Source organism: Sphingomonas sp. AX6 (assembly GCF_902506605.1).
GTDB lineage: Bacteria > Pseudomonadota > Alphaproteobacteria > Sphingomonadales > Sphingomonadaceae > Sphingomonas.
Genome location: NZ_LR733979.1, coordinates 1,001,230 through 1,028,206 on the forward strand (window position 1 = coordinate 1,001,230; position 26,977 = coordinate 1,028,206).

The 26,977-nt window shown below is 64.7% G+C and carries 28 protein-coding genes; 14 read left to right on the forward strand and 14 right to left on the reverse strand.

Annotated features, from left to right (window positions below):
• Position 1 precedes the first annotated feature (1 nt).
• Positions 2-391, reverse strand: a complete 390-nt coding sequence (gene fliE / locus ENHY17A_RS04940) for a flagellar hook-basal body complex protein FliE (RefSeq protein ID WP_159710609.1) — start codon at positions 389-391, stop codon at positions 2-4.
• Positions 388-1,662: a sigma-54 interaction domain-containing protein gene (locus ENHY17A_RS04945; RefSeq protein WP_159710611.1), complete on the reverse strand. Its 1,275-nt coding sequence runs from the start codon at positions 1,660-1,662 to the stop codon at positions 388-390. Before ENHY17A_RS04945 ends, fliE begins: the two co-directional genes overlap by 4 nt.
• Before the next feature lie 259 nt (positions 1,663-1,921).
• Here ENHY17A_RS04945 and ENHY17A_RS04950 point away from each other — a divergent pair, with 259 nt between their 5' ends.
• Entirely contained in the window at positions 1,922-2,737 is an 816-nt protein-coding gene (locus ENHY17A_RS04950) for a flagellin N-terminal helical domain-containing protein (RefSeq protein ID WP_159710613.1), read from the forward strand.
• A gap of 479 nt (positions 2,738-3,216) precedes the next feature.
• Here the strand turns inward: ENHY17A_RS04950 and ENHY17A_RS04955 are convergent, their stop codons facing one another.
• From ENHY17A_RS04955 to ENHY17A_RS04990, 8 genes are all read right to left on the reverse strand, one after another.
• On the reverse strand, positions 3,217-3,960 hold the full coding sequence (locus tag ENHY17A_RS04955) for a FliA/WhiG family RNA polymerase sigma factor (protein WP_159710615.1): 744 nt from the start codon (positions 3,958-3,960) through the stop codon (positions 3,217-3,219).
• Positions 3,957-6,038, reverse strand: coding sequence for a flagellar biosynthesis protein FlhA (flhA, locus tag ENHY17A_RS04960; RefSeq protein ID WP_159710617.1), 2,082 nt, complete (start codon positions 6,036-6,038; stop codon positions 3,957-3,959). The genes ENHY17A_RS04955 and flhA overlap by 4 nt, the downstream gene beginning before the upstream one ends.
• Before the next feature lie 4 nt (positions 6,039-6,042).
• Entirely contained in the window at positions 6,043-6,933 is an 891-nt protein-coding gene (locus tag ENHY17A_RS04965) for a lytic transglycosylase domain-containing protein (protein WP_159710619.1), read from the reverse strand.
• Between the two features lie 79 nt (positions 6,934-7,012).
• Positions 7,013-7,330 carry a flagellar protein FlgN gene (locus ENHY17A_RS04970; RefSeq protein ID WP_159710621.1) on the reverse strand — a complete coding sequence of 106 codons (318 nt, stop codon included), beginning with the start codon at positions 7,328-7,330 and terminating at the stop codon, positions 7,013-7,015.
• A complete protein-coding gene (flgM, locus tag ENHY17A_RS04975; RefSeq protein ID WP_159710623.1) occupies positions 7,317-7,604 on the reverse strand; it encodes a flagellar biosynthesis anti-sigma factor FlgM in 288 nt (95 codons plus the stop codon). The genes ENHY17A_RS04970 and flgM overlap by 14 nt, the downstream gene beginning before the upstream one ends.
• A 68-nt stretch (positions 7,605-7,672) precedes the next feature.
• Positions 7,673-8,209, reverse strand: a complete 537-nt coding sequence (locus ENHY17A_RS04980) for a flagella basal body P-ring formation protein FlgA (protein WP_159710625.1) — start codon at positions 8,207-8,209, stop codon at positions 7,673-7,675.
• Positions 8,206-8,787: a flagellar motor protein MotB gene (locus ENHY17A_RS04985; RefSeq protein ID WP_159710627.1), complete on the reverse strand. Its 582-nt coding sequence runs from the start codon at positions 8,785-8,787 to the stop codon at positions 8,206-8,208. The genes ENHY17A_RS04980 and ENHY17A_RS04985 overlap by 4 nt, the downstream gene beginning before the upstream one ends.
• On the reverse strand, positions 8,784-9,452 hold the full coding sequence (locus ENHY17A_RS04990) for a motility protein A (RefSeq protein WP_159710629.1): 669 nt from the start codon (positions 9,450-9,452) through the stop codon (positions 8,784-8,786). Before ENHY17A_RS04990 ends, ENHY17A_RS04985 begins: the two co-directional genes overlap by 4 nt.
• Before the next feature lie 359 nt (positions 9,453-9,811).
• Here ENHY17A_RS04990 and flgB point away from each other — a divergent pair, with 359 nt between their 5' ends.
• The 13 genes from flgB (at position 9,812) to ENHY17A_RS05055 (ending at position 20,505) form a co-directional block, all read left to right on the forward strand.
• A complete protein-coding gene (gene flgB, locus ENHY17A_RS04995) occupies positions 9,812-10,162 on the forward strand; it encodes a flagellar basal body rod protein FlgB (RefSeq protein ID WP_159710631.1) in 351 nt (116 codons plus the stop codon).
• A gap of 2 nt (positions 10,163-10,164) precedes the next feature.
• Positions 10,165-10,575, forward strand: a complete 411-nt coding sequence (gene flgC, locus ENHY17A_RS05000; RefSeq protein WP_159710633.1) for a flagellar basal body rod protein FlgC — start codon at positions 10,165-10,167, stop codon at positions 10,573-10,575.
• Positions 10,575-11,255 (forward strand): flagellar hook assembly protein FlgD, encoded by a 681-nt coding sequence (locus ENHY17A_RS05005; RefSeq protein ID WP_159710635.1) that lies wholly within the window; start codon positions 10,575-10,577, stop codon positions 11,253-11,255. The genes flgC and ENHY17A_RS05005 overlap by 1 nt, the downstream gene beginning before the upstream one ends.
• Before the next feature lie 21 nt (positions 11,256-11,276).
• Positions 11,277-12,545: a flagellar hook protein FlgE gene (locus ENHY17A_RS05010; RefSeq protein WP_159710637.1), complete on the forward strand. Its 1,269-nt coding sequence runs from the start codon at positions 11,277-11,279 to the stop codon at positions 12,543-12,545.
• Between the two features lie 26 nt (positions 12,546-12,571).
• On the forward strand, positions 12,572-13,318 hold the full coding sequence (gene flgF, locus ENHY17A_RS05015; RefSeq protein WP_159710639.1) for a flagellar basal-body rod protein FlgF: 747 nt from the start codon (positions 12,572-12,574) through the stop codon (positions 13,316-13,318).
• Positions 13,319-13,330: 12 nt separating this feature from the next.
• A complete protein-coding gene (gene flgG, locus ENHY17A_RS05020; RefSeq protein WP_159710641.1) occupies positions 13,331-14,119 on the forward strand; it encodes a flagellar basal-body rod protein FlgG in 789 nt (262 codons plus the stop codon).
• Between the two features lie 13 nt (positions 14,120-14,132).
• Positions 14,133-14,825, forward strand: coding sequence for a flagellar basal body L-ring protein FlgH (locus ENHY17A_RS05025; protein ID WP_159710643.1), 693 nt, complete (start codon positions 14,133-14,135; stop codon positions 14,823-14,825).
• Positions 14,825-15,940 carry a flagellar basal body P-ring protein FlgI gene (locus tag ENHY17A_RS05030; protein ID WP_236547756.1) on the forward strand — a complete coding sequence of 372 codons (1,116 nt, stop codon included), beginning with the start codon at positions 14,825-14,827 and terminating at the stop codon, positions 15,938-15,940. Before ENHY17A_RS05025 ends, ENHY17A_RS05030 begins: the two co-directional genes overlap by 1 nt.
• Positions 15,940-16,317: a rod-binding protein gene (locus tag ENHY17A_RS05035; RefSeq protein ID WP_236547757.1), complete on the forward strand. Its 378-nt coding sequence runs from the start codon at positions 15,940-15,942 to the stop codon at positions 16,315-16,317. Before ENHY17A_RS05030 ends, ENHY17A_RS05035 begins: the two co-directional genes overlap by 1 nt.
• The gene (gene flgK, locus ENHY17A_RS05040) at positions 16,314-17,660 is read left to right on the forward strand and encodes a flagellar hook-associated protein FlgK (RefSeq protein ID WP_159710645.1); all 1,347 of its coding nucleotides are present in this window, start codon (positions 16,314-16,316) and stop codon (positions 17,658-17,660) included. Before ENHY17A_RS05035 ends, flgK begins: the two co-directional genes overlap by 4 nt.
• A gap of 11 nt (positions 17,661-17,671) precedes the next feature.
• Positions 17,672-18,571 (forward strand): flagellar hook-associated protein FlgL, encoded by a 900-nt coding sequence (gene flgL, locus ENHY17A_RS05045; RefSeq protein ID WP_159710647.1) that lies wholly within the window; start codon positions 17,672-17,674, stop codon positions 18,569-18,571.
• Between the two features lie 137 nt (positions 18,572-18,708).
• Positions 18,709-19,572, forward strand: a complete 864-nt coding sequence (motA, locus tag ENHY17A_RS05050) for a flagellar motor stator protein MotA (RefSeq protein ID WP_159710649.1) — start codon at positions 18,709-18,711, stop codon at positions 19,570-19,572.
• A gap of 3 nt (positions 19,573-19,575) precedes the next feature.
• Positions 19,576-20,505 (forward strand): flagellar motor protein MotB, encoded by a 930-nt coding sequence (locus tag ENHY17A_RS05055; protein ID WP_159710651.1) that lies wholly within the window; start codon positions 19,576-19,578, stop codon positions 20,503-20,505.
• On the opposite strand, the gene ENHY17A_RS05060 is transcribed toward ENHY17A_RS05055, so the two are convergent.
• The 4 genes from ENHY17A_RS05060 to ENHY17A_RS05075 all read right to left on the reverse strand — a co-directional run bounded on the left by ENHY17A_RS05060 (position 20,489) and on the right by ENHY17A_RS05075 (position 26,861).
• The gene (locus tag ENHY17A_RS05060; RefSeq protein ID WP_236547758.1) at positions 20,489-23,323 is read right to left on the reverse strand and encodes a Plug domain-containing protein; all 2,835 of its coding nucleotides are present in this window, start codon (positions 23,321-23,323) and stop codon (positions 20,489-20,491) included. The two genes, ENHY17A_RS05055 and ENHY17A_RS05060, sit on opposite strands and share 17 nt — an antisense overlap.
• 142 nt (positions 23,324-23,465) lie before the next feature.
• Positions 23,466-24,020 carry an rRNA large subunit pseudouridine synthase E gene (locus ENHY17A_RS05065; RefSeq protein WP_159710653.1) on the reverse strand — a complete coding sequence of 185 codons (555 nt, stop codon included), beginning with the start codon at positions 24,018-24,020 and terminating at the stop codon, positions 23,466-23,468.
• Positions 24,008-25,657, reverse strand: coding sequence for an NAD(P)/FAD-dependent oxidoreductase (locus ENHY17A_RS05070; RefSeq protein ID WP_159710655.1), 1,650 nt, complete (start codon positions 25,655-25,657; stop codon positions 24,008-24,010). The genes ENHY17A_RS05065 and ENHY17A_RS05070 overlap by 13 nt, the downstream gene beginning before the upstream one ends.
• 43 nt (positions 25,658-25,700) lie before the next feature.
• A complete protein-coding gene (locus ENHY17A_RS05075; protein WP_159710657.1) occupies positions 25,701-26,861 on the reverse strand; it encodes an acyl-CoA dehydrogenase family protein in 1,161 nt (386 codons plus the stop codon).
• Positions 26,862-26,977 lie beyond the last annotated feature (116 nt).

Here is a 26,977-nt window from a genome sequence, read left to right on the forward strand (position 1 = left end):
ATTACACCGGCATGCTCATGATGTCCTTGTAGGCCGTCAGAAGCTTGTTCCGGACCTGCAGGGTGGCTTCGAATCCGACCGACGCCTGCTGGCGGGCCATCATCACTTTGGCGATGTCGATTTCCTCGCCGCGCTCGTAGCGCGCGGACATGTCGCTCGACTGCGCCTGGGCTTCGTTCACGCCCTTGACCGCGCTTGCCATCGTGTCGGCGAAGCTGACCGGTTTGGGCGCGCTGGTGGCAGGCGTGCCGAGCACGTCTGCTGGGGTCGCAGCGCCCGAGCTGGCGCGTTTCAGCGCCGAATTGCGTTCCAGGATCTCGGCGCGCATCGCCATGATCCGGTCGATGCTCATCGCACCGCCTGCGCCTGATGCGCCGCCGATCCCGCTCATGCGTTCACCACCTGGCTATGGGTCTGGACGATGTCCTCGCCCTGTTCGCGCGCCTTGGCGAGGCGATAGCGCAAGGTTCGCTCCGAGATGCCGAGGCGCTTTGCGGTCTCGATCCGGCTTCCTCCGCACGCGGCAAGCGTTTCTCGGATCGCGTGGAACTCGCTCATCTGGACGATGTTCGACAGCCGCTCGCCGGCGTCCGACACCGCGACCAGTTCGGGGCGGCGATGCTGGGTGGGCCTGTCGAAGATGATGTCGGCGAGCGTGATCATGTCGCCCCGTGCCAGCAACATGGCGCGCTGGATGACGTTTTCCAGCTCGCGGACATTGCCCGGCCAGTCGTGGCGCTGGAGCATCGACAACGCGTCAGCGTCAATCCACGGCAGGACGCGGCGGTCGCTGCCATGACGCACGATCATCGCGGCGGTCAGCGCGGCAATATCGCCGGCACGTTCGGCCAGCGACAGCGTGGACAGCGGGAATACGCTCAGCCGGTAGTAAAGATCGGCGCGGAAGCGGCCTTCGGCGACTTCGGTCTGGAGATCGCGGTTGGCGCAGGCGATGACGCGGACGTCGATCTTTTCAGGAAGCGTCCCGCCGATGGGCACGACTTCGCGTTCCTGCAATGCGCGCAGCAATTTGGCCTGAAGCCCGATCGGCATCTCGGCGATTTCGTCGAGCAGCAACGTGCCGCCATTCGCCGCGCGGAAGAAGCCCTGACCGCCCGACGATGCGCCGGTGAACGATCCCTTCTGGTGGCCGAACAGCATCGCTTCCAGCATGGTTTCCGGCAGCGCGGCGCAGTTGATGGCGATGAACGGGCCGTCGCGGCGTTCCGACTGCATGTGGATCGCGCGCGCCAGCACTTCCTTGCCGGTGCCGGTGGGGCCGTTGATGAGGACGGTGATGTCGGACGCCGCGACCCGTTCGGCCAGCGCGTTGAGCGCCAGGCTCTGCGGATCGGCCGCGACGGGGGCATAGGGCTGGCGGACCAGCGCACCAACGAAACCGGCGATCAGCTGGGCATCGTCTACGCCGCCGATCACGCGCGCCGGGGCGCCGTCGCCGAAGGGCAATATCTGGGGATCGCCATTACCGATCAGGACGGTGCGGGCCGGAACCGGCGTCGTTTCGCCGTCGAGCGCGAGGAACAGGTCGCCGGGCTGGGGCTTGGTGCCCTCGTTCCCTACCGCCATGCCTTGCGAACGGAGCGCGGATACCAACGCATAGTTGGTTGCGCGCACTGCCGCCGTCGGATGGATCGTCGCCATGTCATTCCCCCAATTCGATGGGCATGGAATGCACGATGATTGGTAAACGAGGCGTAAAGGACGAGCCGTTGCGCCGGTTTTTTACCTTGTAGTCGCGTAGGCGCGCGCAAATCCTTCGGAAATCCGGGCGCGCCGGATGGTCAAAAAAATTGCTTAAGGTCCGACGCAAGTGGCCGTTTCACAGTCTGACTACTCGGGCTCCCGCATTTGTTCAGGGGGGAACACCGGGAGGGTCGACCTAGTAGAACGGAGACAAATAATGACTGTTATCGGAACCAACATCGGATCGATGCGCGCTGCAAACGCATCGAAAGTCGCGAATATGTCGCTGCAAACCAGCATGGAGCGCCTGTCGACCGGCAAACGCATCAACTCGGCCAAGGACGACGCGGCTGGCCTCGCCATCGCATCGTCGATGACTTCGCAGATCAAGGGCATGAGCCAGGCGATCCGCAATTCGAACGACGGCATTTCGATGGCACAGACCGCCGAAGGCGCGCTGGGTGAAGTCACCAACATGCTGCAGCGTATCCGCGAACTCGCCGTTCAGTCGGCATCGGGCACGTACAGCGATGACGACCGCACCAATCTTCAGACCGAAGTCGGCGCGCTGACCGAACAGATCGGCGACATCCTGAGCACGACCGAATTCAACGGCAACGTGCTGTTCGACGGTTCGGCCGGCACCGCAGGCGTCGTGTCGATCCAGGTCGGCGCGAATGCATCGGAAACCGTCGATCTGAGCTTCACCGCGATCACCGACGCTACGACCGCAACCACGGTTGCGACCGCAGCCGATGCAACCACGGCGATCGGTACGGTCGATGGGTTCCTTGAGACGATCAACACGACGCGCGCCGAACTGGGTGCGGGCCAGAATCGTCTGCAGTCGGTGGTCAACAACCTGACTTCGAACGTGACCAACCTGTCCGACGCACGCAGCCGGATCGAAGACACCGATTTCTCGGTGGAAACGGCTTCGCTCGCCAAGGCACAGATCCTGAGCCAGGCATCGACCGCGATGCTTTCGCAGGCCAACCAGTCGCAACAGGGCGTCCTGTCGCTTCTGCGCTAAGACTACCGGGCCCGACCGCCTCCCCCCTATAAGGCGGGCGGGGCCGGCCCGGACCCCCGGATTTATCCGGGGACGGCAAACAGAACCCCGGTGGTCGGCGTATCGACCACCGGGGTTTTTTGCTGTCTCGGGAGGGGTTCGGACTGTTGAGTGCGATGCCAGCACGGCATCCCCTTCGTCACCCCGGACCTGTTCCGGGGTCCACCGGACGGCAGGCTATGCGGTCGAATGGCAGAGGCGGCACAAGCGGCTTGGTGGACCCCGGAACAAGTCCGGGGTGACGAGGTAGGGTTCGGTTGCTGGCCCGAGCCGCAATGTTGGCACGCGCTCAAGGCTTTGGCGTGGACCGTTAACGCCCCCCCATCGTCATTCCCGCGAAGGCAGTAATGCATCGTTCAGGACAGCGGTTATGGATTCCCGCCTTCGCGGGAATGACGTGTGTGGTGAGGTGTGTGCGACGGGAGCGAAACCTCTGCCCGTCACCCCAGGCGGCGTTGCAACGCCCGTTTCAGCCGGTCGTGCGCGGCCTTCTTGATCTGGCAGACGCGCGCGGAACCGACGCCCAGCACCTGGCCGATCTCTTCGAGGTTCAGTTCCTCGACATAATAAAGCTGGATGACCTGCGCCTCGCGCGTCGGCAGGTCGCCGATCGCCTCCACCAGCGTTTCGCGCAGCTCGCTATCGGCGAGCGCTTCGAACGCATCGGGAGAGTCGTCCATGAACCAGGGCGCATCGTCGGAATAAACGTCGTCGAGCGAGTCGAAGCGCACGGCTTCCGCGCCCGTATAATCAGTACGCAGCTTCTCCAGATCCACGCCCAGCCTTTCCGCGATTTCCGAATCCTCGGGCGCGCGGCCCAGCAATTGCGTCAGCGATGATACCGCCTGGCCATATGCCTTGCGCCTGCGCATTGCGCCGCGCGTCATTGTCGCCTGCCTGCGCAGTTCATCGATCATGCTGCCGCGGATGCGAGTGTTGAGATATTGGTCGAGCGTCACTTGCCCACGATCCTCGAAGCTGGTGCAGCCCTCGACCAGCGCGACCAGCCCGATCTGGATCAAATCCTCGACCTCGACGATCGAGCTCATCGCGCCGTGGACGTGCCAGGCGATGCGGCGCACCAGCGGCAAATGCTGGCGCACCAGCGCCTCGGTATCGCGCGGGCCTTGCGCAGGGGTGTAGGTCAGCGGTTCGCCGACGATGGGATGGCGCAGCGGCTTCATGCGGGGATCGCTTCGGGCGCGCCGATCACGGCGACGACCTCGACCGACTTGTCCTCGGGCACTTCGAAGAAGCTCATGACCGGCGTATCGGGCAGCACGGTTTTCACCAATTTGCGGATGGCGATGCGGATCGAGGGTTGGACGACCAGCACGAACGGCTTGGCCTCGCCGACCAAGGGCTGTGCGGCGCGTTGCAAGGCATCGACGATGCGGCGGCCCAGATCGGGTTCGATCGTGTGACGACGCGACGGGTCGGAACGGACCGCCTGACCCAGCAAAGCCTCGAGCTGGCCTTCTAGCGTCATCACCCTGAGCGGCTCGCGCACGCCGCACAGTTTCTGAATGATGAGGGGGCCGAGTTCGGGACGGATCGTCTCGACGATTTCGTCGGCGTCGAGCGTTTTCTGCGCCGCACCCGCAATGGCAGCGGCGATGCGGCGGAATTCCTTTAGCGGGATGTTCTCGGCGAGTAGCGCGCGCAGCACCTGGGTCAGAGTCGTCAGCGATACCGGCTGCGGGCAAAGCGAGGCGACCAGTTGCCCGGCGCGATCCTTCAATCCGTCGAGCAGCGATTGCACCTCGTCGGGGCCGAGCAGGTCAGCGGCGTTCTGAATCAGGAGCTGGTTCAGATGCGTCGCCATCACGGTGCCCGCATCGACCACCAGATAGCCCGCGGCGGTCGCGGCATCGGCATCGGCCGCCGAAATCCAGCGCGCGTCGAGGCCGAAGGTCGGGTCTTTCGCTTCCTTGCCGCGAATGGGCGCGACCGCCTGGCCGGTATCGAGCGCCAGCATCTCGTCGGGCGATGCCTGATCCTCGCCCACCACAACGCCGTTGATGACGATGCGGTAGGTGAAGGGGGCAAGATTGATGTCGTCGCGCACGCGCACCTGAGGCACGACGAAGCCCAACTCTTTCGACAATTGGCGACGGACGCCGGTGATGCGGCCCATCAGCGGCGCGCCTTTGCGCTCGTCGACCAGCGGCACCAGCCCATAACCGATGTCGAGCATCACCTGCATATTGTCGGTAACCTCGTCCCAGCCGATTTTCGACAGGTCGGCGGGCGGTGCGGCGGGTTCGGGGGGTGGCGGCAGTTGCGACACCTTGTACATGCGCCACGCCATGTATCCGGCACCGGCAGCGGCGGGCATGATGATCAGCGCGGGCATACCGGGCAGCAGGCCGAGCAGCACGAGGATGCCCGATACCGGTGCCCAGGTGCGATGCGAATTGAACTGGCCGCCGATCTGGCCCTGCAAATCCTTGGGCGACGAGACGCGCGTCACGATCGCGGCAGCGGCGATCGACAGCAGCAGCGCGGGGACCTGAGCGACCAGCGCGTCGCCGACCGACAGGTTGATATAGACTTCGGCGGCTTCCGACAGGCTCAGCCCATGGCTGATGGGTCCGATGATTAGGCCGCCGATGATGTTGATGAACAGGATCAACAGGCCCGCAATCGCATCGCCCTTCACGAATTTGGACGAACCGTCCATCGCGCCGTAGAAATCGGCTTCGGTGGCGACTTCGACGCGGCGCGCGCGCGCTTCGTCGGGAGTCATCAGCCCGGCATTGAGGTCGGCGTCGATTGCCATCTGCTTGCCGGGCAGCGCGTCCAGCGTGAAGCGCGCCGACACTTCGGACACGCGGCCCGCACCCTTGGTCACGACGATCATGTTGATGATGATCAGGATCGAGAAGACGAGCAGGCCGACGACGTAATCGCCGCCGATCAGGAAGCTGGCGAACGCCTCGATCACATGGCCCGCCGCATCCGGCCCTTCATGCCCCGATCCCAGCACCACGCGCGTCGAGGCGACGTTCAGACCCAGACGGAACAGGGTGACGAACAGCAGCACGGTCGGAAAGGCGGAGAAATCGAGCGGCTTTTGCGCGTTCAATGCGACCATCAGCACCGCGATCGACAGCATGATGTTGGTGATGAAGAATATGTCGAGCATGAATGCCGGAATCGGCACGACCATCAGCACGACCAGCAGCAGAATCGCCGCAGGCAGCGCGCCCGATCGGAACAATGGCCCGGCGCCGCCCTTGGCGCGATCGAGGAAGGTCATTCGGTCAGGCTCCGAGACGGGCAAGCATCAGGTAGGCGAGCCGCGCGGTTGCGGGCGTCGGGCGGAGCATCGATGCGCGGTTCAGCGCATCTGGGTTGGTCGGGGTGCAGGGGGTGCCCGGCGAACGCTGCGCGAACTGGTCGAGCGTCGAGGCCAGCCAGTCGCGGTCGCCCGCGTCGGTTTCGCTGCCCAGCACGACCTCGACCGCGTGGTCGAACTTCAACCCGCCAACCGAGGCGGGCATCCCGCCCGAGGCGAGGCCGGTCGCGCCCACCGCAGCCGCGCCGCGATCGAGCTTGTCGCCGAAGCGTTCGTAGATATCGGACAGCGAGCGCGGCTGGCCGTTGGAGGCATAGAAGATCGAACGATTGGCGCGCGCTGCGGCGGGGAACATACCCGCTGCCGAGCGATCGGGATTGTCCTGCATCGCCGACAGAAATTGCTTTGCACCGCCCAGGCCCAGGAAATGCGCCATGTAGAGATCGGTGCCGGTGGTGCCGCGGCCCAGCGATCCTTCGAGCGACGCCTTGTTATCGGCAGCGTGTTCGGCGGCCATCAAGGATGCGACCTGCGGATTGTTGCGCATGTCGAGGATGGCGCGGCGCGTGCCCGCGTCGGACACGGTGAAGCGGCCATTGCCGTTGGTCTGGATCGCGTCGGCGGCCCAGCCGATGCCGTGCTCCGCGCCGTGCTTCTTGACGACGCCCAGCCAGCTCTGATCGATGAACTGATACAGGCCGGTCGCGCTGGAGGTCGCGGCGCGCGCATTGGTGCGCATCCCGCTTTCGACCTGTGCCTGTCCCAGCAGATAGTTGAAATCGACGCCGGTCTTGCGGCTCGCGGTCGCGATCGCCGACTGGACGCCGGTTGCCGCTGCTACCCTGGTGACGCTCATGATTGTTTGCCGTGGCTATCCATATCGGACAGTGATCAGCAATTAGCGTGCCAGTTGATTGTTCAGCCGGTTGCCCGCGTCAGGCGTAAGCCCCGACACCCCCGCCGCGATAGATTTGCCCGGCTTCACCGGCAAGCATTTGCAGCCGACGGCGGACATTTGCCGCCATCAGGTTGACATAGATGCGCGCGGTTTCGTTCAACCGGTGCGCTTCCTCTGCCAGCGCCCGGATTTCGGGCGATTGCGGCGGTTGGTCGTCATTGGCGGCAAGCGTTTCGATGCCCGACAGCTTGGCGGCGGTCGCGGTCTCCAGCGCGACCACGTCATTCGCCTTCAACGCCGCGATTTCGGCGTGGAGGCAATCGATCACGCGAATGAGCGCATCACGCCGGGTCATTGGCCACCCATTCGGTTCTCGCGGCCAGCATGCGATCGGCAATCGCCGCCGCGTCGATCCGGTAAGTGCCGTCCGCGATCCCGCGCCGCAGCGCATCGACTCGCGACGCATCGACCGGTGGTTTGGCGGAAAGCTGGTGCGCGATCGTCTGCGCGGCCCTGTCCTCTATTTCGTGCGGGTGCTCCTGAGTGGTGGACCGAGCGGCCGAGGCGCGCGTCACCGAAGCGACGAAGCCGCTCGGTTTGACGGGCCTGGGGCCGATTGGATCCACCATCTTTGCTATCCTGCATGTCTGCGTTCCCCATGCAAAACGACCTCGATCAACGAAAGTTTAGGAAAAAATTAGTTTGCCCAGCCCGGCAACGTCGCCCGACCCGGCTCGATCGCGACCGCCTGGATCGGCGGTTTCGACGGATCGACGCGGACCATGAAGCGCGCGCCCGGTGCCGCATCGCCCATCGCGATGCCGTCGCGGGTGATCGAAAAGCCCGACGAGCCGGCGGCGACCGTTACCGGATCGCCGCGCTTGATGACGGGTTCGGCGCGGACGGGTGCGGCGGCCACGGTCATCGCCGCGGCCTGCTGCATCGCCGGTTTCGGTTCGGCCATGACCGGCACATAGATGCGCCAGACCGGCGTCATGCAGCGCACGACGACGGCATCCTGCGCCGCGCTGCGCCATTCGACCTGCGGCAAAGGACAGGCGGCCAGTTTCAGCCGCCGATCGACGGGGGTGCGGGCACCGCCCTCCAGCCCGATCGCCTGACCGGTGAACTGCGCCACCGCCATGTCGAGCGTTGCGGTATCCTGAAAACGCACTTGTGCGGCAGCGGGTGTGGCGGCCAGCATCAACGGCAGGCTCCATATCCAGCGGTTCATTGCATTCTCCTGTTGGTCGGTTCGGACGCATCCCCGGCAAAGCCGATCGCGATCAGCACGCGGCGTCCTTTGGGGGCGTCATCGCCCCCGGCGAATTCGATACGGTCGGGCGAGATCGCGCCCGATGCGACGAGCGCCACCGCCACCGCGCGGGCGCGGTCGGCGGCGAGCAGCGCGGCGCTGCGCGTAACGGGATCGACGTCGTTGGAAGTTCCATCCGTTCCTGCGGACAGGCGGACCTGCGTGCGCGGATCGGCAGCGGCTCCCCTGACCCAGCGGATGAGCGACGCCGCGTCCTGAGCGATTTCGGCGCTGCCGACGGCGAAGCCCTCGACGCTCCCCAGTTCCTGCGCCATTGCCGGTTCGGTTGCGGGCGGGGCATCGGATTCGGGCGTCGTCGCTTTGGATTCGACGCCAAAACCTTCGCGAATGCTGGCGCTGAGCGCGGCGGGGTCGAGATGTTGCGAGGCTTGAACGAACACGAAGAAACCGAGCAGCAAAAGGCCCAGATCGGCCAGCGTCATCAGCCATAGCGGACGGGCGGGCGCGTCTTGCATATCGAATGGCGTGATGGTCATGCCGCTTGCGCCGGTCTGCGCCAGCGCGGTGCTTCGCGGGTGGCGAGCGTTTCCAGCGGTGCGATCAGGCGGGCGCGCTCGATATATTCGGCGCGGGCGAGCGTTCGCAGCCGCGTCGAGATCGGCATCGCCACCAATGTCGCGAGCACCGCGCCATAAAGGGTGGTGAGCAAGGCAATCGCCATCGCGCCCCCGATCGCGGTCACGTCCTCCATCGTCAGGAACATGCGGACCAGGCCGACCAGCGTGCCGATCATCCCCATGGCGGGAGCAATCTCCGCGGCGGAAGCCCAGAAATCGGATGTTGCGCGGTGACGTTCGGCGCGGGCTAGCTGACGTTCGCCCAGGTGCGAGGCGACGGTCGCGCCGTCCTTACCATCGACGATGTCGGAGATGGCGGCAGCGACATCGGGGTCGGTGATGACCGACCGGTCGAGTGTCATCACCCCGTGCTTGGCCGCGATCCGCGACAGGGCTTCGATCTGGATAAGGAGCGGCGCAGCTTCGAACCGCTTGCGCCCCAGCGTTCTAAGCGCGGCCACTGCCCGCCCGACATCGCGGAGCGGCGTGCGCAGGATCAGCGCGAGCGCCGTCCCCCCGACAACGATGCCGAGCGCGAGCGGGTCGAGAAAGGGAGCGATAAACGCCTGAGCCGATTGGATCATGCGCAGGGATAAGCAAGGGTTGGGCCAAATGGGGGTTGGGTGCTCGCTTCTTCCACACACATGCCGACACCCCGGACTTGTTCCGGGATCCACCAAGCCGCTTGCGTGCGCAAAGAGGGTCGGCGATTCTGCCTGCCGCCCGGTGGACCCCGGAACAAGTCCGGGGTGACGAGGTGGTTTCGAGTGATCATCCCGATCCTCACCACCCGGCAACCCACCGGCAACCCCATTGCCGCCCCCGGCAACATCTTGCCGCCCTGCACCACCCCCTCACCCGAACCCACGCAAATCCGCCATTCTTTGCAAACTGGCACGGGCTTTGCTGAAAACACCCGTGCATTAATCGCGGGAGACTGCACATGGCCAACGACACGCTCTTCGGCGTCCACGGGACGGCGCTACAGCTGCGCTCGAAGCGGATGGGATTGCTGGCGTCGAACATCGCCAACGCATCGACCCCCGGTTACAAGGCGCAGGATCTGGACTTCGCGCAGGCGATTCGGACCGCAGGCAGTGCCGGCGGGATCGACCGGGCGATGGACGGCGCGACCAAATATCGCGTGCCGCTGCAACCTTCGATGGACGGCAACACGGTGGATTTGACCACCGAACAGACCGCCTTCGCCGAAAATGCCGTCGCCTATCAGACGACGCTTTCCTTCCTCAACTCGCGGATCAGCTCGATCACGCGCGCGCTGAAAGGCGAATGACGATGAGCAACCCGGTCAGCATCTTTCAGGTTTCGGGACGCGCCATGTCGGCGCAGCTCGCGCGGATGAACACCACTGCATCGAACCTCGCCAATGTCGGCCAGGTGTCGAGCACCGAAGCCGGCGCCTACCGCACGATGAAGCCGGTGTTCCGCACCAGCTTCGACGCGGCAAGCGGCATGGCCACGGTCGATGTCGAACGCATCGTCACCGCGGGCGAAGCACCGGTGAAGCGCTACGATCCCGGCCACCCGATGGCCAATGCCGACGGCAATGTCTTCGAAAGCGCGGTCGATGAAACCCGCGAAATGGTCGATATGATGGAGGCCGCCCGCACGTATCAGAACAATGTCGAAGTGATGCAGACGGCCAAGTCGCTGATCACCCAGACGCTCCAGTTGGGACGTGGATGATGGCGACGAGTTTCGACGCAGCGATCGGCAATCTGGGCATCGGTCGCACCGGCACGACGACGGGCAATTCGGCACTGGGTTCGCAGAATCTGGGGCAGAATGATTTCCTGAAGCTGCTAACCGCGCAGATGCAGAACCAGGATCCGTTCGATCCCGTGGACAACACCCAGATGGTTGCCCAGATGGCGCAATTCTCGTCGCTGGCGGGTATTACCGAGATGTCGTCGACGCTCAAAGCCATTGCCGACAAGCTGGGCGGATCGAGCATGTCGGACGCAGTCAGCTATGTCGGGCGCGCGGTGCTGGTCGAGGGATCGACCAACTATCCGATGACCAATGGCACGGTCGCAGGTGCGATCGAACTCGATGGCGACGCCGCCGACGTCGCGGTGACGATCACCGGGGCGAACGGCGCGGTGCTCAAGACCGTTTCGCTCGGCGCGCAAAAGGCCGGGATCATCGATTACGAATGGGACGGCACCACCGACAGCGGCGATCCCGCTGGCGACGGCCCCTTCACCATCAACGTCACTGCGGTTTCGGGGGCCAATACGGTTCCCGCCCGCAGCCTGATCTGGGCACCCGTCCAGTCGGTGGCGCTCGACGCCAGCGGCACGCCCACGCTGACCATCCCTGGCATCGGCCAGGTTCCCACCACCGCCGTCCGCAAGGTCGGCTGAGCTTTCAACGGAGTATAATCCATGTCTTTCTACACTTCGCTCAGCGGGCTTCGTTCGGCCCAGACCGACATGTCGGCAATCTCGCACAATCTGGCCAACGTCACGACCAGCGGCTTTAAAAAGAGCAAGGCCGAATTCGCCGACGTGATCGCGTCCAGCCTGGCCCAGTCGCCGACGATGATGATCGGTTCGGGCAGCGTGACCAAGGCGATCCGCCAGCAATTCTCGCAAGGCAATCTGAACCAGACCGGTTCGTCGCTAGACCTCGCAATCGCTGGTGACGGCTTCTTCGCGGTCAAGCCGAACCAGGACGGCAGCCAGGTCAATTTCACCCGCAACGGCAGCTTCATGGTCGATAACGACCGCTACGTGACCGATGCGCAGGGTGCCAAGGTTCAGGTGTTCCCGGTAGATGGTTCGGGCGCGGTGATCGCGACCGGGCTCGACCAGACGATCGCGCTTCGCCTGCCCGCGACCAGCGGTACGCCCGTCGCGACCGCGGCGACCGCGCTCAACGTCAATCTTTCGGCCAATGCGGCGGTCAAGACCGATCCGTTCGATCGGTTCGACCCGTCGACCTATAATCAGACGACGCAGACCACGATCTATGACTCCAGCGGTAACGCGCTGACGATGACGCAATATTTTGTCCGCACCCAGGCCGCAGGCACCGGCGTCCCGACCAGCGAATGGCAGGTCCACAGCTTCGTCGGCGATACTCAGCTCGGCACCGATGCGGCGAACCCACAGCCCATTACGGTGACGTTCGATGCCAATGGCGCGATGACCGCGCCCACCGGACCGACTCAGTTCGCAGCGGTCGGCCTGGGCGGATCGACGATCGAACAGGCGCTGTCGCTCGACCTGACCGGTTCGACCCAGCTCGCCCAGGCGTTCAACGTCAATGCGCGCAGCCAGGACGGTGCCGCGGTCGGCCAGCTTCAGGGCGTGACCGTCGACAATGACGGCACCGTGCGCGCCAGCTTTTCCAACGGTGAAAGCCAGGCGCTGGGCAAGATGGTTCTCGCCAATTTCCCCAATCCGTCGGGCTTGCGCCAGTTGGGCAATTCCAGCTGGGCCGCGACCGGCCAGGCAGGCGAAGTCGTGCTGGGTTCGCCCGGCGAAAAGGGTCTCGGCTCGCTGATGTCGTCGATGCTCGAAGGATCGAACGTCGACATGACCGAGGAACTGGTCGGCCTGATCGCCGCCCAACGCGCGTTCCAGGCCAATGCCAAGGCGCTCGATACGTCGAGCCAGCTTTCGCAGTCGATCCTGAACATCCGTACCTGATCGATTAGGCGGCGGGGGATTAGAAGATGGACAGACTGGTCTATACGGCGATGTCGGGGCTCAAGGCGCGGATGGCGAGCCAAGCGGCGATCGCCAACAACATCGCCAATGCGTCGACCACCGGCTTTCGCGCGGACCGTGTCAATTTCGAACGGATGATGCTGAAAGGCCAGCCGCTCGATACCCGCGCGCCCGCAACCGCAGAGGTGATCGACGCCGATCGTCGCGCAGGTGCGATCATGTCCACCGGCCGTCCACTCGACATCGCGGTGCAATCGGATTCGTGGATGGCCGTCCAGGCCACCGACGGGACCGAAGCCTATACCCGCCGGGGCGATCTGAACGTCGCCGCGTCCGGCGTGTTGGAGACCGGCGACGGTTTCCCGGTGATGGGGTCGGGGGGCCCCATCACCATCCCGCCGCATGAAAAGATCATGATCTCCGAAGACGGCACCGTGTCGATCGTCCCGCCAGGGGCGGCACCGGGCACCGATCCGCAGATCATCGACAAGATCAAACTGGCGTCCACCGAAGGGTCGGACACGGTCAAGGGCCTCGACAATCTGCTCCATGTACGCGGCGGCGGCGTGCTGCCCGGCGACATGGAAGCGCGGGTTCAGTCGGGGTCGCTGGAGCAATCCAACGTTAACCTGACACAGGCGTTGGTCGACATGATCGAGAACCAGCGCGGTTACGAAGTACAGGCGAACCTCCTCAAAGAGGCGCGTCAAATGGACGAAGGAGGCGCATCGCTGATGCGCCTGCCGGGTTAAGGAGAATAGGTCATGGGTAGTGCTGCAATGCACATCGCGCGCACCGGGCTCGACGCCCAGGACATGCGCATGCGGACGATTTCGAACAACCTGGCGAACGTCAACACGACGGGGTTCAAACGCAACCGCGCGTCGTTCGAAACGCTCGCCTATCAGGTGGTGACCGCGGCCGGCGCGCCGAGCACCAACGAGACGCGCTATGCGACCGGCCTGAATCTCGGCACCGGCGTCCGCGTCCAAGGGACGGCGACGATCAATACGCAAGGGTCGCTCAATACCACGGGCAACGCGCTGGACATGGCGCTCGACGGCGAGGGCTATTTTCAGGTCCAGCTTCCCGGTGGGCAGCTCGGCTATACGCGCGCCGGCAATTTCACCCGCTCGGCCGAAGGCATGATGGTGACCGCCGAGGGGTATCAGGTGATGCCCGGCATCACGATCCCCGAAGGCTCGACATCGGTGACGATCGGGTCGGACGGCACGGTATCGGCGATGGTCCCCGGCCAGACCGAAGCGGCAGAGATCGGCCAGATCCAGATCGCAACCTTTCCGAACGCCGCCGGGCTCCAGCCCACCGGCGACAATTTCCTGATCGAAACCGGCGCGTCCGGCGCGGCAGCGCTCGGCATCGCGGGCCTCGATGGCCGCGGCAATATCCGCCAGGGGATGCTAGAGGGATCGAACGTCAACGTCGTCGAGGAACTGGTCGACATGATTGAGACCCAGCGTGCGTACGAGGTCAATTCCAAGATGATCTCGGCCACCGACGAGATGCTCAAATATGTCAATCAGCAGCTCTAAGGGGGCCGGGTTCATGAAATTCGCCTCCGGCCTCGCCATCGGTGCGCTCGCGACGATCGCGTTCGCCGCGTCGGCCACGCCTGCGCACGCGCAATTGTTCGGCAAGAAAAAATCCAACGAGGATTTTTCCGTGACGATCGTGCCGGTTGCTCAGCCGGTCGCCGCGCCTGCCAATGGTTCGATCTTTCAGGCCGCACAGGGTTATGCCGCCTATCACGAAGGCACCCGCGCCCGCCGCGTCGGCGATCCGCTGACGATTGTGCTGGTGGAACGCATGGTCGCGTCGAAATCGGCGGGCTCCAATCTCGACAGCGGCGGCGGGTTCAGCCTGACCCCGCCCTCGACCGGCAACCTCGCTCAGTTCCTACCCAGCGACATCGCGATGAGCGGCAGGCGCGGTTTCGACGGCAACGGCACCGCCGGTCAGTCGAACGCATTGTCGGGCGAAGTCAGCGTGACCGTGGCGGAGGTTTTCCCCAACGGCACCATGCTGGTTCAGGGTCAGAAGCGCGTCACGCTCAACCGCGGCGACGAATTCGTCCAGATCAAAGGGATCATCCGCATCGCCGATATCGACGCGAACAACCGCGTCGCATCGACCCGCGTGGCCGATGCCCAGATCGCCTATACCGGCAAAGGCGACGTCGCCCGCGCCAGCCGTCAGGGGTGGCTCAGCCGCTTCTTCCAAGTCATCAGCCCGTTCTGATGGGGATCACCACCATGTTCCGCACATTGTTTTGCATCGCTGCCGTTCTGGGCGCGCTGGTCTCCAGCCCGGCTTCCGCGCAGCGGATCAAGGATCTGGGTCATTTCCAGGGCATCCGCACCAACCAGCTGACCGGATACGGCATCGTCGTCGGTCTGCCGGGCACTGGTGACGACAACCTCGAATACACCGTCCAGGCCGTGAAGGCCGCGACTTCGCGCTTCGGGCTGCAATTGCCGCCGGGCGTCAATCCGGGGCTCAAGAACGCCGCAGTGGTGATGATCACCGCCGAATTGCCGCCCTTCGCCAAGGCCGGGCAAAAGATCGACGTGACGATCGCCGCGCTGGGCAAGGCCAAGTCGCTTCGCGGCGGCAGCCTGATCCTGACGCCGCTGATCGGTGCCGACGGTCAGATCTATGCGATGTCGCAAGGCAGCCTCGCAGTCGGTGGATTGGGTGCCGAAGGTGCAGATGGATCGAAGGTCCAGGTCAACATCCCGACCAGCGGACGCATTCCCGAAGGGGCGACGGTCGAGCGCATGGTCGATACCGGCTTTGCGACCACCCCCTATCTGACGTTTAACCTGACCAAATCGGACTTCACCACCGCCCAGCGTGTCGCCGACGCGATCAACGGTCGCTTCGGTTCGGGCGTCGCGCGGATGGTCGATGGCGTGTCGGTCGCGATCAACGCGCCCCAAGGTAATGAAGCGCGCGTCGGCATGATGAGCATGGTCGAAAACATCGCGGTCGAGGCTGCCGAGGCGCCCGCTCGTGTCATCATCAATGCGCGCACCGGCACCGTCGTCATCAATCAGGCGGTGCGCGTCGCGCCCGCCGCGGTCAGCCACGGCAAGATGACGGTGCGGATCGACGAGAGCCAGCGCGTGTCGCAGCCCGCACCTTTCAGCCAGGGCCAGACCGCGGTCGAAGAACAATCGGCACTGACGGTCGAGGAAGAGCGCAACCCGATGTTCCTGCTGGAGCCCGGCCCGCGCCTCGCCGATGTGGTCAAGGCGGTGAACGCCATCGGCGCGAGCCCGGCCGATCTGGTGGCGATCCTCGAGGCGTTGAAGGAAGCCGGCGCGCTCAAGGCCGAATTGGTGATCCTGTGATGACCGGCGGCATGAACATTCCAGGGCTGAACCCCGCCGCCAGCCAGTCGTTGCGCCTCGACGGCGTGGCAGGCGACACGTCGCGACTTGCCAATGCTGACAATCTTAAAGCGGCAGGCGAGCGGTTCGAGGCGATCTTCGTCAACATGATGTTAACCTCGATGCGCAAGGCTTCGCTGGGAGAGGGATTGTTCGACACCAAAGCGGTCGAACAGTTTCGCGACATGCAGGATCAAAAGCTGGCGGAGACGATGGCAAGCAGCACACCGATCGGGATCGGCAAGGCGATGACCGACTTTTTGTCGAAGGCGCAGCCGACGCTGGTTTCGCCCGAGACGACTGGCGACAGCACGCCGGATAAAGCCGTCGACGGATGAGCAATCTGCTCTCCATCGGCGCCACGGGCGTTCGCGCGTATCAGACCGCACTGACCACGGTGTCGGAAAATATCGCCAATGCGGGCGCGGCAGGCTATTCGCGCCGCACCGCCACCGTCGGCGAAATCGTATCTTCCGCGTCCGCGAACGCGACGATGAGCGGCAGCCTGTCGGGATACGGCGTTCGCGTCACCGGCATCGATCGCCAGAGCGATGCGTTTCGCGTCGCCGAAACGCGCTTTACCGGTGCCGAACTGGCGCGCAGCAATGCCTCGGTCGAATGGCTCGAGCGAATCGAAAGCGCGCTGACCGGCTATGACATGCCTGGTCGCATGACCGGATTTTACGCCAGCGCCGCTACGCTGGCCGCCGATCCCGGATCGGGCGCCCCGCGCGCCGCGATGGTCGAGGCGGCGACCGCGCTGGCTTCGTCGATCCAGGGTACGCATTCGACGCTGACCGGGTCGATGGCCGACCTCGATGGAACGGTGCAGGCCAATGTCGGCCAGTTGAACGATCTGTCCCAGCAGGTTGCCAAGACCAATGTCGCGCTGGGCAGGGTCGGACCGGGTACGGCCGCCCAGGCTCAATTGTTCGACGAACGCGACCGGTTGCTCGGCGCGATGAGCCAGCTGACCGATATCGACGTACAGATCGACGATCGCGGTTTGGCAACGATTCGTGCGGGCGGTTCGACTGGCCCGGTGCTGGTCGAGCTTGCGGAGACCGGATTCGTTCGCGCCTCGCGGTCGGGCGGCGCATTGGGCTTTACGGTCGAGCGTGCGGGCAGTTTCGATACGATGCATCCGCGGGGCGGTGCCTTGTCCGGAATGGTCGAGGGCGCACAGCGTATCGGCGATGCGATCGATGCGCTGAACGTGATGGCGCGCGACCTGGCCGACGGCGTCAACGCGATTCAGGCGGGTGGCGACGATCTCGACGGCAATCCCGGCGCGGCGATGTTCGCGATGGGGGCAGATGCATCCGATTTCCGCATGGTGCTGACGGGGCCGCGCGCGATCGCCGCCGCCGCGCCGGGCGCGGGTGTCCGCGATAACGGCAATCTGGCTGCGCTGGAGAATTTTCGTCAGTCGAGCGCGCTCGAAGACCGGGCGACCGGGCTGGCTGTCGGCAACGCGACGACGCTGGCCGGACGCCGGTCGGTTGCGACGGCGCAAGCCGCTATCCACGATAACGCGGTCGGCGCGCGCGATACCGTGTCGGGCGTCAACCTCGATGAAGAGGCGGTCGACCTGATCCGTTTCCAGCAAGCCTATAACGCGTCGAGCCGGATCATTCAGGTCGCGCGCGAAACCTTCCAGTCGATTCTCGACGCGAGCTGAGGCCAGCGACCATGCGGATCACCACCAGCCAGATGTTCGACCGGTTGAACGGCCAAATGGGGTCGCTATCGGTCGGCGCGGATCGTATCCAGACCCAGATCAGCACCGGCAAGAAGCTGGTGAACCCGTCCGACGACGCGGTCGCCTATCTGCGGCTGACGGATTTGAAGCGCACCGGTGCCGATCACGAGGCCGCGGCCACCAATGCCAAGCTGGCCAACATGGTGCTGGCGCAGACCGACACGACCTTGTCGAGCGTCGAGAGCGAATTGCAGCGCGCGCAGGAACTGGCCATCGCCGCCTCCAACGGCACGATGAACGCCGACAACCGCGCCTCGACCGCAGAAGCGCTCGAATCGATCCTCGACCAGTTGTTCGTGCTGGCCAATACCCGCGATGCGCGCGACCAGCCGGTGTTCGGCGGTGCGACCGGCGATGTGGCCTATGTCCGCGATGCGGGCGGGGTGATTACCGCTGCCGGAACCGGCGAGCCTGCCGCGATCCCGCTCAGCGACGGTGCGACCGTGCGTGCGAGCGTGCCGGGAGCTGCGGTGTTCGGCGCGGGCGACGATCCCAGCGTCAACGACATGTTCGCGACGATTTCCGGCTTGGTGGCGGAGTTGCGCAGCGGCCAGCCCGCCAGCCAGGCGTCGATGGACGGTATCGCCGCTTCGCTCAGCAATGTCGGCGCGACACGCGCGTCGGTGGGCGCGCGAATGTTGCGCGTCGATATGGAAATGACCCGCCTCGACGATCTGGGGCTGGCACGCGAAGAGATGCGATCGGGCATCGAGGACACCGATATCGCGTCGGCGATCACCGAGCTGCAAAAGACTTTGACGATCCTTCAGGCGACGCAGGCGAGCTTCGGCAAGCTGACGAGCACGAACCTGTTCGATTATCTGCGCTAATCGCGCGCGCAGCGGTCTTCCAAAACAAAATATCCGGCTTGGTAACCATTTCTCGACGGATTGGCGGCTAACACGGGAACAAGGCGGTTCGCGTTCGCGACGGCCGGGGGTTTTCGTACAGGAGCTTGAGGCAGAACATGTTTCCCGCAATCGGCTTCGTCGTGCTGATCCTCATGGTGTTTGGCGGATTCGCCATTACCGGCGGTGCGCTTGGCCCCGTCATGAAGGCGCTTCCCGCAGAAATGATGATCATCGGTGGCGCCGCGGTCGGCGCGCTGATCATCGGCAATTCTGTGAAGGAACTGAAAGCGCTGGGCGGTGGCTTCAAGAAAGTTCTCAAAGGCCCGAAATACGTCAAACAGGATTATCTCGACACGATCTTTCTGGTGTCGAAGCTGATGAAACTGTTGCGCACCGACGGCCCGATCGCGCTGGAACCGCATGTCGAGGATCCCGCATCGTCGCCGATCTTCGCCGAATATCCCAAATTGCTGGCCGACCATACGCTCATCAATTTGATCGCCGACACGCTGCGACTGGTCGTGGTATCGTCGGGGACGCTCGACGTGCACGCGGTCGAAGAGGTGATGGATAACGCGATCAAGACGCACCACCACGAAGTCGAACAACCGCAATCCGCATTGCAGGGCCTGGCCGACGCATTGCCCGCCCTCGGCATCGTCGCGGCCGTGCTCGGGGTCGTGAAGACGATGGGATCGATCGACCAGCCGCCATCGGTGCTGGGCGGGATGATCGGGTCGGCGCTGGTCGGCACTTTTCTGGGCGTGCTGCTTGCCTACGGCCTCGTCGGCCCGCTCGCCGGCCGGCTGAAGCAGGTGATCGACGCCGATGCTGCGATCTATCATGTCGTGAAGCAGATCATCATCGCATCGCTGCACGGCCACCCGCAGCCGCTGGTGATCGAAGCCGCGCGTTCGGGAATCGCGCACGCGAACCAGCCCGGCTTTGCCGAAGTGTTCGACGGCCTGCGCGGGCGGTAAGAAGTGGCAGCCAGGGCTCCCCACGGCAACAATCAGCCGCCCAAGATCATCGTCAAGAAGATCTATATCGAAGGCCATGGCGGCCATCATGGCGGCGCGTGGAAAGTCGCCTATGCCGATTTTGTGACCGCGATGATGGCGTTCTTTCTGCTGATGTGGCTGATCGGCGCGACCAACGAGAAGCAGCGCAAGGCGCTGGCCGATTATTTCGCGCCGACTTTGGTCGAGCTGAAACAGAATTCGGCGGGATCGAACGGCCTGTTCGGTGGCGAATCGCTGATGGACAAGGATAGTTACCCGCACAAGGCAGCGCAGACCGGCACCCGCGCGCTGACCGTGCCGATGGGCGCGACCGGCGGCGACAATACCGGGAGCGGCGACCAAGGCCAGTTGAAGCGCCAGCGCTTTGCCGAGGACCAGCAAAATTTCAAACGGATGCGCGCCAAGATCCAGGCGCAGATCGCGTCGAACCCGCGGCTTTCGAAACTCGCCAAGCATGTGAAATTCGTTCAGACCCGCGAAGGCTTGCGCATCGATCTGATCGACAATGCCGATTATTCGATGTTCGCGCTGGGTACGACGCAGATGGTGGCGGACGCCGACGCGCTGGTCGGTCTGGTCGCCGAATCGATCGCAGGTGTTGGCAACGACATCATGATCCGCGGCCACACCGACAGCCTAGCTTACGGCAATCCGGCGGTGATGAACAACTGGATGCTGTCGAGCGGTCGCGCCGAAGCGACGCGGCGTCGGCTGGCCGAAGGCGGCGTGACCGAACCGCGGTTCAGCCGGATCGAAGGCGTGGCCGATCGCGAACCAATGATCGCGAACGACGCCAGCGACGCGCGCAACCGGCGCGTCGCGGTGACGCTGCTGTACCGCGAGGGTGAGAGCGAAGGGCGACGCCCCACGCGCCCTACGACCCGCGGCTGAACGCACCGCGTGCGGGGCGGCCCGGCGAAAACAGTTTGCGGAACGAAAGCCTTATGGTGCGCCCGACCGGATCGACATAGCCCGGCTGATAGCTGATCGGCACCACCCCATTGGCATCGGTCACCCGCTGCCGCACATCGAAGATGTTGTCGATGTTCAGGCTGACACGCGCGCCGCGCAGCCACGGCGCATTGTTCACGAGTTCGGGCCGCGCTCCCAGATCGATCGAGGTGCGTAGATCGATCGTGGTCAGGCTGGAGAAATCGAGCCGTTCGCCGCCACTAGCCCCGCCATCGACGAAGGTGCCGCTCCGCCAATTGGCGATCACATTGGCGCGCAGCCCGTCGCGGAACCAGCCGGTCCGCACGCGCACTTCGTGGCGCGCCTGACCGCCCGAATTGCCGGTGGCCGATCCGTTCAGGCGGTCGAGGATCGGTACACCCTGACGGATCGTCACCTGGTCCTTGAAGACGATGGTGTGGTTCAAGTTGAACTGGATGCGGCCCTGACCGCGACCGCCCCCAAAGCGTCCGCCGCCACCGCCACCGAAACGCCCGCCGCCGCCGCGTCGACCAAAGCCCTGACCGCCAGTGGAGGGCGTAGCGGGGGCATCCGCTTGCTGAGCCGGCGCATCGCCGGGTGGGGGTGGTGCAGTGCCCTCGGCAGGCGGCGGCGCTGCGCCGTCCTGGTCCTCGCCGCGTTGCCGCCGTCCTTCGCCGCGCGGCCGTTCGGGCAGGCGCGAGGCGATCGATTTTGAGAAATTGATTCCCCAACGCAGATCCTGACGCTCCGCCGATTCGAAATTGATCGGACGGTTGTCGAGCTGGATCAGTCGCCCGGTCGCGTCGCGGACGAAGCGATCGGGGAAGGCCGCCTCGATTTCCGCAGTCGCAGCCGGGAACGACGCAATCTGGTTGTCGATCCGGGTATCGGTGAAATTGGCGGTCAGCGTCAGATCGGTCTCGCTCAACGGGCGAAGCGTCAGTCCGGTCGAAAAGATGCGGCGGCTGTCCGCGGTCAGGTTGGGATTGCCTCCGTCCAGCCGGGTGATGTCCACCGTCTCTCCGCGCACGAAATCGAACACGCGGGCGTTGGGCGTCGCGATCAGCGGATTGCCGAGCTGACCGGGGGAGGGCGCGCCGTCCTCGTGCGTCATCGATACGATCAGCCGCACTTCGGTAATTGGCGACCAGCGCGCGCCGTAACCCAGCGTCGTCAGCGTACCGAAATCGGAGAGCTGTTCGACCTCTGCGTTCCCGTTGAGCGCGAAATCGCCGATCGACGTGCCGAGCCCCTCGTTACGATCGGTCAGCGGCAGTTCGATATTGCCCTGCACATTGCCGCGCGTGCGGCCGATGTCGTTGGTGGTCAGGATGCCCGACCGTACCGACCGACTGTCCTGGCCGAGCGTGTTCAGGCCCACCCGCACGCTGGTCGATACGCGCCCCGCGGGCAGATCGAACAACGATCCGTTGACCAGACCGACCACCGACGCATTGGTCGAGATCGACCGCGCGGTGTCGGTCAGCAGCGGCGAGCCGAGGCCTAGGCCCGGCGCGAACGGATTGACCGTCGGATCGCCCGCCAGCACCGCGTTCTGAATGTCGCCGCTCGCAAGACCGCGCTCGGTCTGCGAATTGGACAAGGTGCGCTGGTAATTGCCGGTCACGGTCCAGCGCCAACTGTCGGGCAGGTCGCCGTTCAGGCTGAACCCGGCCTCTGCCTCCAGCCCGTTCGACCGGCGTTCCAGCGGATCGACGCCGGCATAGCGGAACAACCGCGTATCGTTCGCGAATGGCGAGAAGGGATTGCTCGCGGGCAGCAGCAGCGAATAGCCGGGCAGGCCCAGCAGGGCGGTGCTTTCGGTCGCCTCGAGCCGCACCGTACCGGTCGCGGCGATATCGCCGAAGATCGTCCGCGAGACGACGGCATTGGCCGCCAGTCGCTGGCTGGCGGGGCTGAGCGTGCGAAAGCCGGTCGTGTCGGTCAGGTTGGCGAGCCCTGCGGTTGCGCCGAAATCGGCGAGGCTGGGTTGCGAATTGGGGACGCCCGCGATGGTTTCGGTGCCGAGCGCCGGGTCGATCGGCGCGCCGCCGATGCCGGTGACGTTGCCGTCCACGTCGAACGGCGAGCCGGATGTCGCGGCGATGATGTCGCGCTCGGATTCGAGCAGATTGGAATCACGTTCATATTCGATGTCGATATTCTCGCGACCCTGGCGGTTGATCCGGACAACCCCCAGTTCCGCCTCGACATTGCTCTTGCCGCCTGCGGTCGGGACCAGCCCTTCGAGTTCGGCGGTGTAGGAGCGGAAGCGCGGGCGCAGGACGAAGTTCACCACCCGCTGGTCGGCGCGGTAGCCATAGGTGAGCGCGACTTCTTCGGGCAGGATATCGACGCGCAGGATCGCTTCTGTCGGCAAGTCGCGGATTTCTGAAAAGCTGCCGATCCGCCGACCGTTGAGCAGGATTACGGGTCTGCCTTCGCCGCGGCCGCGCGACGATCCCGTCTGGGGTTCTAGTTCGACGAGCAGGTCGGCGATCGAGCTGACGCCGTACGCGCGGATGTCGGCAGGATTCAGCACCAGTTCGGGCGTGATGTCGCCATCGACCGAGCCGGGCGGGCGCGATCCGGTGACGACGATTTCTTCATATTCCTCTTCGTCGCCTGCGATCGTCGCGCCGGACTGCACAGCGTCCGCGTCCGTCGCCACATCCTGTTCATCCGGACTGGCCGAAGGAGGAGCTTCCTGTGCCATCAGCGCCATCGGCGAACTGGCGAGCAGGAGGAACAGCGCGAAGCCACGCATGGGTATCATTAAGGTATCCCGATCGTAAAACGGCCGATGCGCGATTCGAGCAGCGGTGCTATTGGAACCGCTACACGCAGTTTGTCGCAGAATTGTACCAATCTGTGGACGGTGGTCCCAGAATTTGTCAGATTTTTGAGGGAGTGCCGAATCAGTCGGCGCGGTGCCACATTCCCGGCGCGATCCCGTCCAGCGTCCAGTCACCGATCTGCCAGCGCACCAGCCGCAGCGTGGGAAGCCCGACCGCTGCCGTCATCCGCCGGACCTGGCGGTTGCGGCCCTCGGATATGGTCAGGCTCAGCCAGCAATCGGGGACGCTCTTGCGAAACCGTACCGGCGGATCGCGCGGCCAGAGGGGCGGGGTGTCGATCCGCTCGACCAGAGCGGGGCGGGTGGGGCCGTCCTTAAACAGCACACCCTGACGTAACCGGTCGAGCGCTGCGTCCCCGGCTTCACCCTCGACCTGCACCAGATAGGTTTTGGGCATCTTGAACCGCGGATCGGCGATGCGCGCCTGAAGCCGTCCGTCGTCGGTCAGCAGCAGCAGGCCTTCGCTGTCGCGGTCGAGCCGTCCGGCAGGATAAACACCGGGCAGGTCGATGAAATCGGACAGTGTCGCGCGCGGTGCGCCAGTGCCATCGCCGCTGCCATCGGTGAATTGCGACAGCACGCCATATGGCTTGTTGAACAGGATCAGGCGGGACACGGGCGCCCTCGCTGGCCGGACGCGGCGGCAAGGCTCAAGCCCACCGCTTCGGCAACCTTGATCCCGTCCACCGCCGCGGACAGGATGCCTCCCGCATAACCCGCGCCTTCGCCTGCCGGAAACAGGCCGATGGTGTTCAGGCTTTGAAAATCGTCGCCGCGGGTGAAGCGCACGGGGGACGAGGTGCGTGTCTCCACCCCCGTCATCACCACGTCGGGATGATCGTATCCGGGGATTTGTCGCCCGAACACCGGCAGCGCTTCGCGCATTGCCTTGACCGCGAAATCGGGCAGGCATTGCGCAAGGTCCGTCATGTGGACGCCGGGGCGGTAGGAAGGGGTGACGACGCCGAGGGTTTCGGACGGACGGCCTGCGAGGAAGTCGCCCAGCCGCTGTGCCGGTGCCTTGTAGCTCGATCCGCCTGCGACATAGGCAGCGGACTCCCAATGGCGTTGCAGCGCGATCCCCGCCAGCGGATCGCCGGGATAGTCGCGCGCCGGATCGATCGCGACCACCAGGCCGGAATTGGCGTTGCGCTCGTTGCGCGAATATTGGCTCATGCCGTTGGTGGCGACGCGGCCTTCCTCCGACGTGGCGGCGACCACCGTGCCGCCGGGGCACATGCAAAAGCTGTAGACCGTCCGACCGTTCTTGCAGTGGTGCGAGATGTGATATTCCGCCGCGCCCAGGATCGCATTGCCCGCATCCGCGCCGAACCGCGATTTGTCGATCCAGCTTTGCGGATGTTCGATGCGGACGCCGATCGAAAACGGCTTGGCCTCGACATGCACCCCCGCCGCATGAAGCATCGCGAACGTATCGCGCGCGCTATGCCCGATCGCCAGCACGACATGGTCGGCCTCAAGATAGTCGCCGGTGTGAAGGTGAAGCCCGCGCACGCGGCGCTCGCCGGTCGAATCGGTCGCGATGTCGATGCCGTCGACACGGGTCTGGAAACGATATTCGCCACCCAGCGCCTCGACCGTCGCGCGCATCGATTCGACCATCGTCACCAACCGAAAGGTGCCGATGTGCGGATGTGCCTCGGTCAGGATTTCGGGCGGGGCACCGGCTTTGACGAATTCGGTCAGCACCTTGCGGTCGAGATGGCGGGTGTCCTTGATCCGGCTGTAGAGCTTGCCATCGGAAAAGGTGCCCGCGCCGCCTTCGCCGAACTGCACGTTGGATTCGGGGTCGAGCACGCTGCGCCGCCACAGGCTCCAGGTGTCCTTGGTCCGCTCGCGCACCACCTTGCCGCGATCGAGGATGATCGGGCGAAACCCCATCTGCGCCAGGATCAGCCCGGCAAACAGGCCGCACGGCCCGGTGCCGATGACAACCGGGCGGCGGGTAGGCACGGCAGATGCCTGCGCAACGAAGCGATAGCGGGTATCGGGCGTCTGGGTGATGTTGCGGTCCTTGCGGAACCGCGCGAGCACGGCGGCTTCGTCCTTCACGTTTACATCGACCGAATAGACCAGGCGGATGTCGGTCTTGTCGCGCGCGTCGTGGGCGCGCCGCGCGACGACATGGCGGACCAGTTCGCGCGGGGTGATCCGCAAGCGCTTGCAAACCGCAGCCGCCAGCGCCTCTGGCGGATGGTGGAGCGGCAGGGTCAGTTCGGTCACGCGGAGCATCCGCGCGGCTCTAACGCGTGGCGAGGCGGCGCGCTACGCTCTCCTACAGGCTACGCGCGACGAGCAGCTTCATGATCTCGGTCGATCCGCCATAGATGCGCGACACCCGCGCGTTCCGGAAAATCCGCGCGATCGGATAATCGTTGATGTAGCCGTATCCGCCGTGAAGTTGCAGGCAGGCGTCCACCACTTCCCATTCGGTTTCCGACGCCCACATCTTGGCCATCGCCGATGTCGTGCCGTCGAGTTCGCCGCGCACCGCCTTGTCCACGCACTCGTTGATGAAGCTGCGCCCAACGCGCGCCTTTGCCTTCATTTCCGCCAGTTTGAATTGGGTGTTCTGGAAACTGATCAGCGGCTGGCCGAACGCCTTTCGTTCGCGGGTGTATTCGATGGTCACCTCGATCGCGCGCTCCATCGAATTCTGGCTGCCGAGCGCGATGATCATGCGTTCGCGCGGCAATTCGGCCATTAGCTGCGCGAAACCGCGACCTTCGATGCCGCCGAGCAGATTGTCGGCGGGGATGCGGACATCGTCGAAGAACAGCTCGGATGTGTCCTGTGCGTCGAGCCCGATCTTGTCGAGCTTGCGGCCCCGACGAAAGCCTGTGACCTTGTCCGCCTCGACCACCAGCAGCGAAATGCCCTTCGCGCCCTCCGCCGGATCGGTCTTGGCGACGACGACGATCAGTTCGGCGAGTTGGCCGTTGGAGATGAAGGTCTTCGACCCGTTGATGACATAGTCGTCGCCGTCGCGAATCGCGGTGGTGCGGATCGACTGGAGGTCGGAGCCCGCGCCGGGTTCGCTCATCGCGATGGCCGAAACCAGATCACCGTTCGACAGGCCGGGGAGCCAGCGATGCTTCTGCTCTTCGGTGCCGTGAAGCTGGATATAGGGGACGACGATGACGTTGTGCAGCGACAACGCAAAGCCGTCCAGCCCGGCGCGCTGGACTTCGTCGACCAGCACGACGTCGTGCCGGAAATCGCCGCCCTGACCGCCGTATTCGGTCGGGACGCTGACACCGAGAAAGCCCGCGTCGCCTGCTTCTTTCCAGAAGGCGCGTTCGACCTGGCCCGCTTCGCGCCAGGCCTCGACGCGTTCGGGCGGCGCGGCGCGTTCGAAGAAGCGGCGCGCGGAATCGGCGAGCATCTGCAGTTCGTCGTCGGCCATGAAGCTGGCTTGCGGAAAATCGAGCGCCATGGTGCATCCCCTCATGTCTTGTTTGGGGCATGGTGCATGGGGGTGAGGTTGGTTGCAAATGGAAACGGACTTCCACGCTCCGTCATCCCAGCGGAAGCTGGGATATCGTGCCGCGT

Bases quoted from the DNA above. Each gene is read 5' to 3' on its own strand.
- fliE (WP_159710609.1), bottom strand. From the start codon at position 391: ATGAGCGGGATCGGCGGCGCATCAGGCGCAGGCGGTGCGATGAGCATC.
- ENHY17A_RS04945 (WP_159710611.1), bottom strand. From the start codon at position 1,662: ATGGCGACGATCCATCCGACGGCGGCAGTGCGCGCAACCAACTATGCG.
- ENHY17A_RS04950 (WP_159710613.1), top strand. From the start codon at position 1,922: ATGACTGTTATCGGAACCAACATCGGATCGATGCGCGCTGCAAACGCA.
- ENHY17A_RS04955 (WP_159710615.1), bottom strand. From the start codon at position 3,960: ATGAAGCCGCTGCGCCATCCCATCGTCGGCGAACCGCTGACCTACACC.
- flhA (WP_159710617.1), bottom strand. From the start codon at position 6,038: ATGACCTTCCTCGATCGCGCCAAGGGCGGCGCCGGGCCATTGTTCCGA.
- ENHY17A_RS04965 (WP_159710619.1), bottom strand. From the start codon at position 6,933: ATGAGCGTCACCAGGGTAGCAGCGGCAACCGGCGTCCAGTCGGCGATC.
- ENHY17A_RS04970 (WP_159710621.1), bottom strand. From the start codon at position 7,330: ATGACCCGGCGTGATGCGCTCATTCGCGTGATCGATTGCCTCCACGCC.
- flgM (WP_159710623.1), bottom strand. From the start codon at position 7,604: ATGGTGGATCCAATCGGCCCCAGGCCCGTCAAACCGAGCGGCTTCGTC.
- ENHY17A_RS04980 (WP_159710625.1), bottom strand. From the start codon at position 8,209: ATGAACCGCTGGATATGGAGCCTGCCGTTGATGCTGGCCGCCACACCC.
- ENHY17A_RS04985 (WP_159710627.1), bottom strand. From the start codon at position 8,787: ATGACCATCACGCCATTCGATATGCAAGACGCGCCCGCCCGTCCGCTA.
- ENHY17A_RS04990 (WP_159710629.1), bottom strand. From the start codon at position 9,452: ATGATCCAATCGGCTCAGGCGTTTATCGCTCCCTTTCTCGACCCGCTC.
- flgB (WP_159710631.1), top strand. From the start codon at position 9,812: ATGGCCAACGACACGCTCTTCGGCGTCCACGGGACGGCGCTACAGCTG.
- flgC (WP_159710633.1), top strand. From the start codon at position 10,165: ATGAGCAACCCGGTCAGCATCTTTCAGGTTTCGGGACGCGCCATGTCG.
- ENHY17A_RS05005 (WP_159710635.1), top strand. From the start codon at position 10,575: ATGGCGACGAGTTTCGACGCAGCGATCGGCAATCTGGGCATCGGTCGC.
- ENHY17A_RS05010 (WP_159710637.1), top strand. From the start codon at position 11,277: ATGTCTTTCTACACTTCGCTCAGCGGGCTTCGTTCGGCCCAGACCGAC.
- flgF (WP_159710639.1), top strand. From the start codon at position 12,572: ATGGACAGACTGGTCTATACGGCGATGTCGGGGCTCAAGGCGCGGATG.
- flgG (WP_159710641.1), top strand. From the start codon at position 13,331: ATGGGTAGTGCTGCAATGCACATCGCGCGCACCGGGCTCGACGCCCAG.
- ENHY17A_RS05025 (WP_159710643.1), top strand. From the start codon at position 14,133: ATGAAATTCGCCTCCGGCCTCGCCATCGGTGCGCTCGCGACGATCGCG.
- ENHY17A_RS05030 (WP_236547756.1), top strand. From the start codon at position 14,825: ATGGGGATCACCACCATGTTCCGCACATTGTTTTGCATCGCTGCCGTT.
- ENHY17A_RS05035 (WP_236547757.1), top strand. From the start codon at position 15,940: ATGACCGGCGGCATGAACATTCCAGGGCTGAACCCCGCCGCCAGCCAG.
- flgK (WP_159710645.1), top strand. From the start codon at position 16,314: ATGAGCAATCTGCTCTCCATCGGCGCCACGGGCGTTCGCGCGTATCAG.
- flgL (WP_159710647.1), top strand. From the start codon at position 17,672: ATGCGGATCACCACCAGCCAGATGTTCGACCGGTTGAACGGCCAAATG.
- motA (WP_159710649.1), top strand. From the start codon at position 18,709: ATGTTTCCCGCAATCGGCTTCGTCGTGCTGATCCTCATGGTGTTTGGC.
- ENHY17A_RS05060 (WP_236547758.1), bottom strand. From the start codon at position 23,323: ATGATACCCATGCGTGGCTTCGCGCTGTTCCTCCTGCTCGCCAGTTCG.
- ENHY17A_RS05070 (WP_159710655.1), bottom strand. From the start codon at position 25,657: ATGCTCCGCGTGACCGAACTGACCCTGCCGCTCCACCATCCGCCAGAG.
- ENHY17A_RS05075 (WP_159710657.1), bottom strand. From the start codon at position 26,861: ATGGCGCTCGATTTTCCGCAAGCCAGCTTCATGGCCGACGACGAACTG.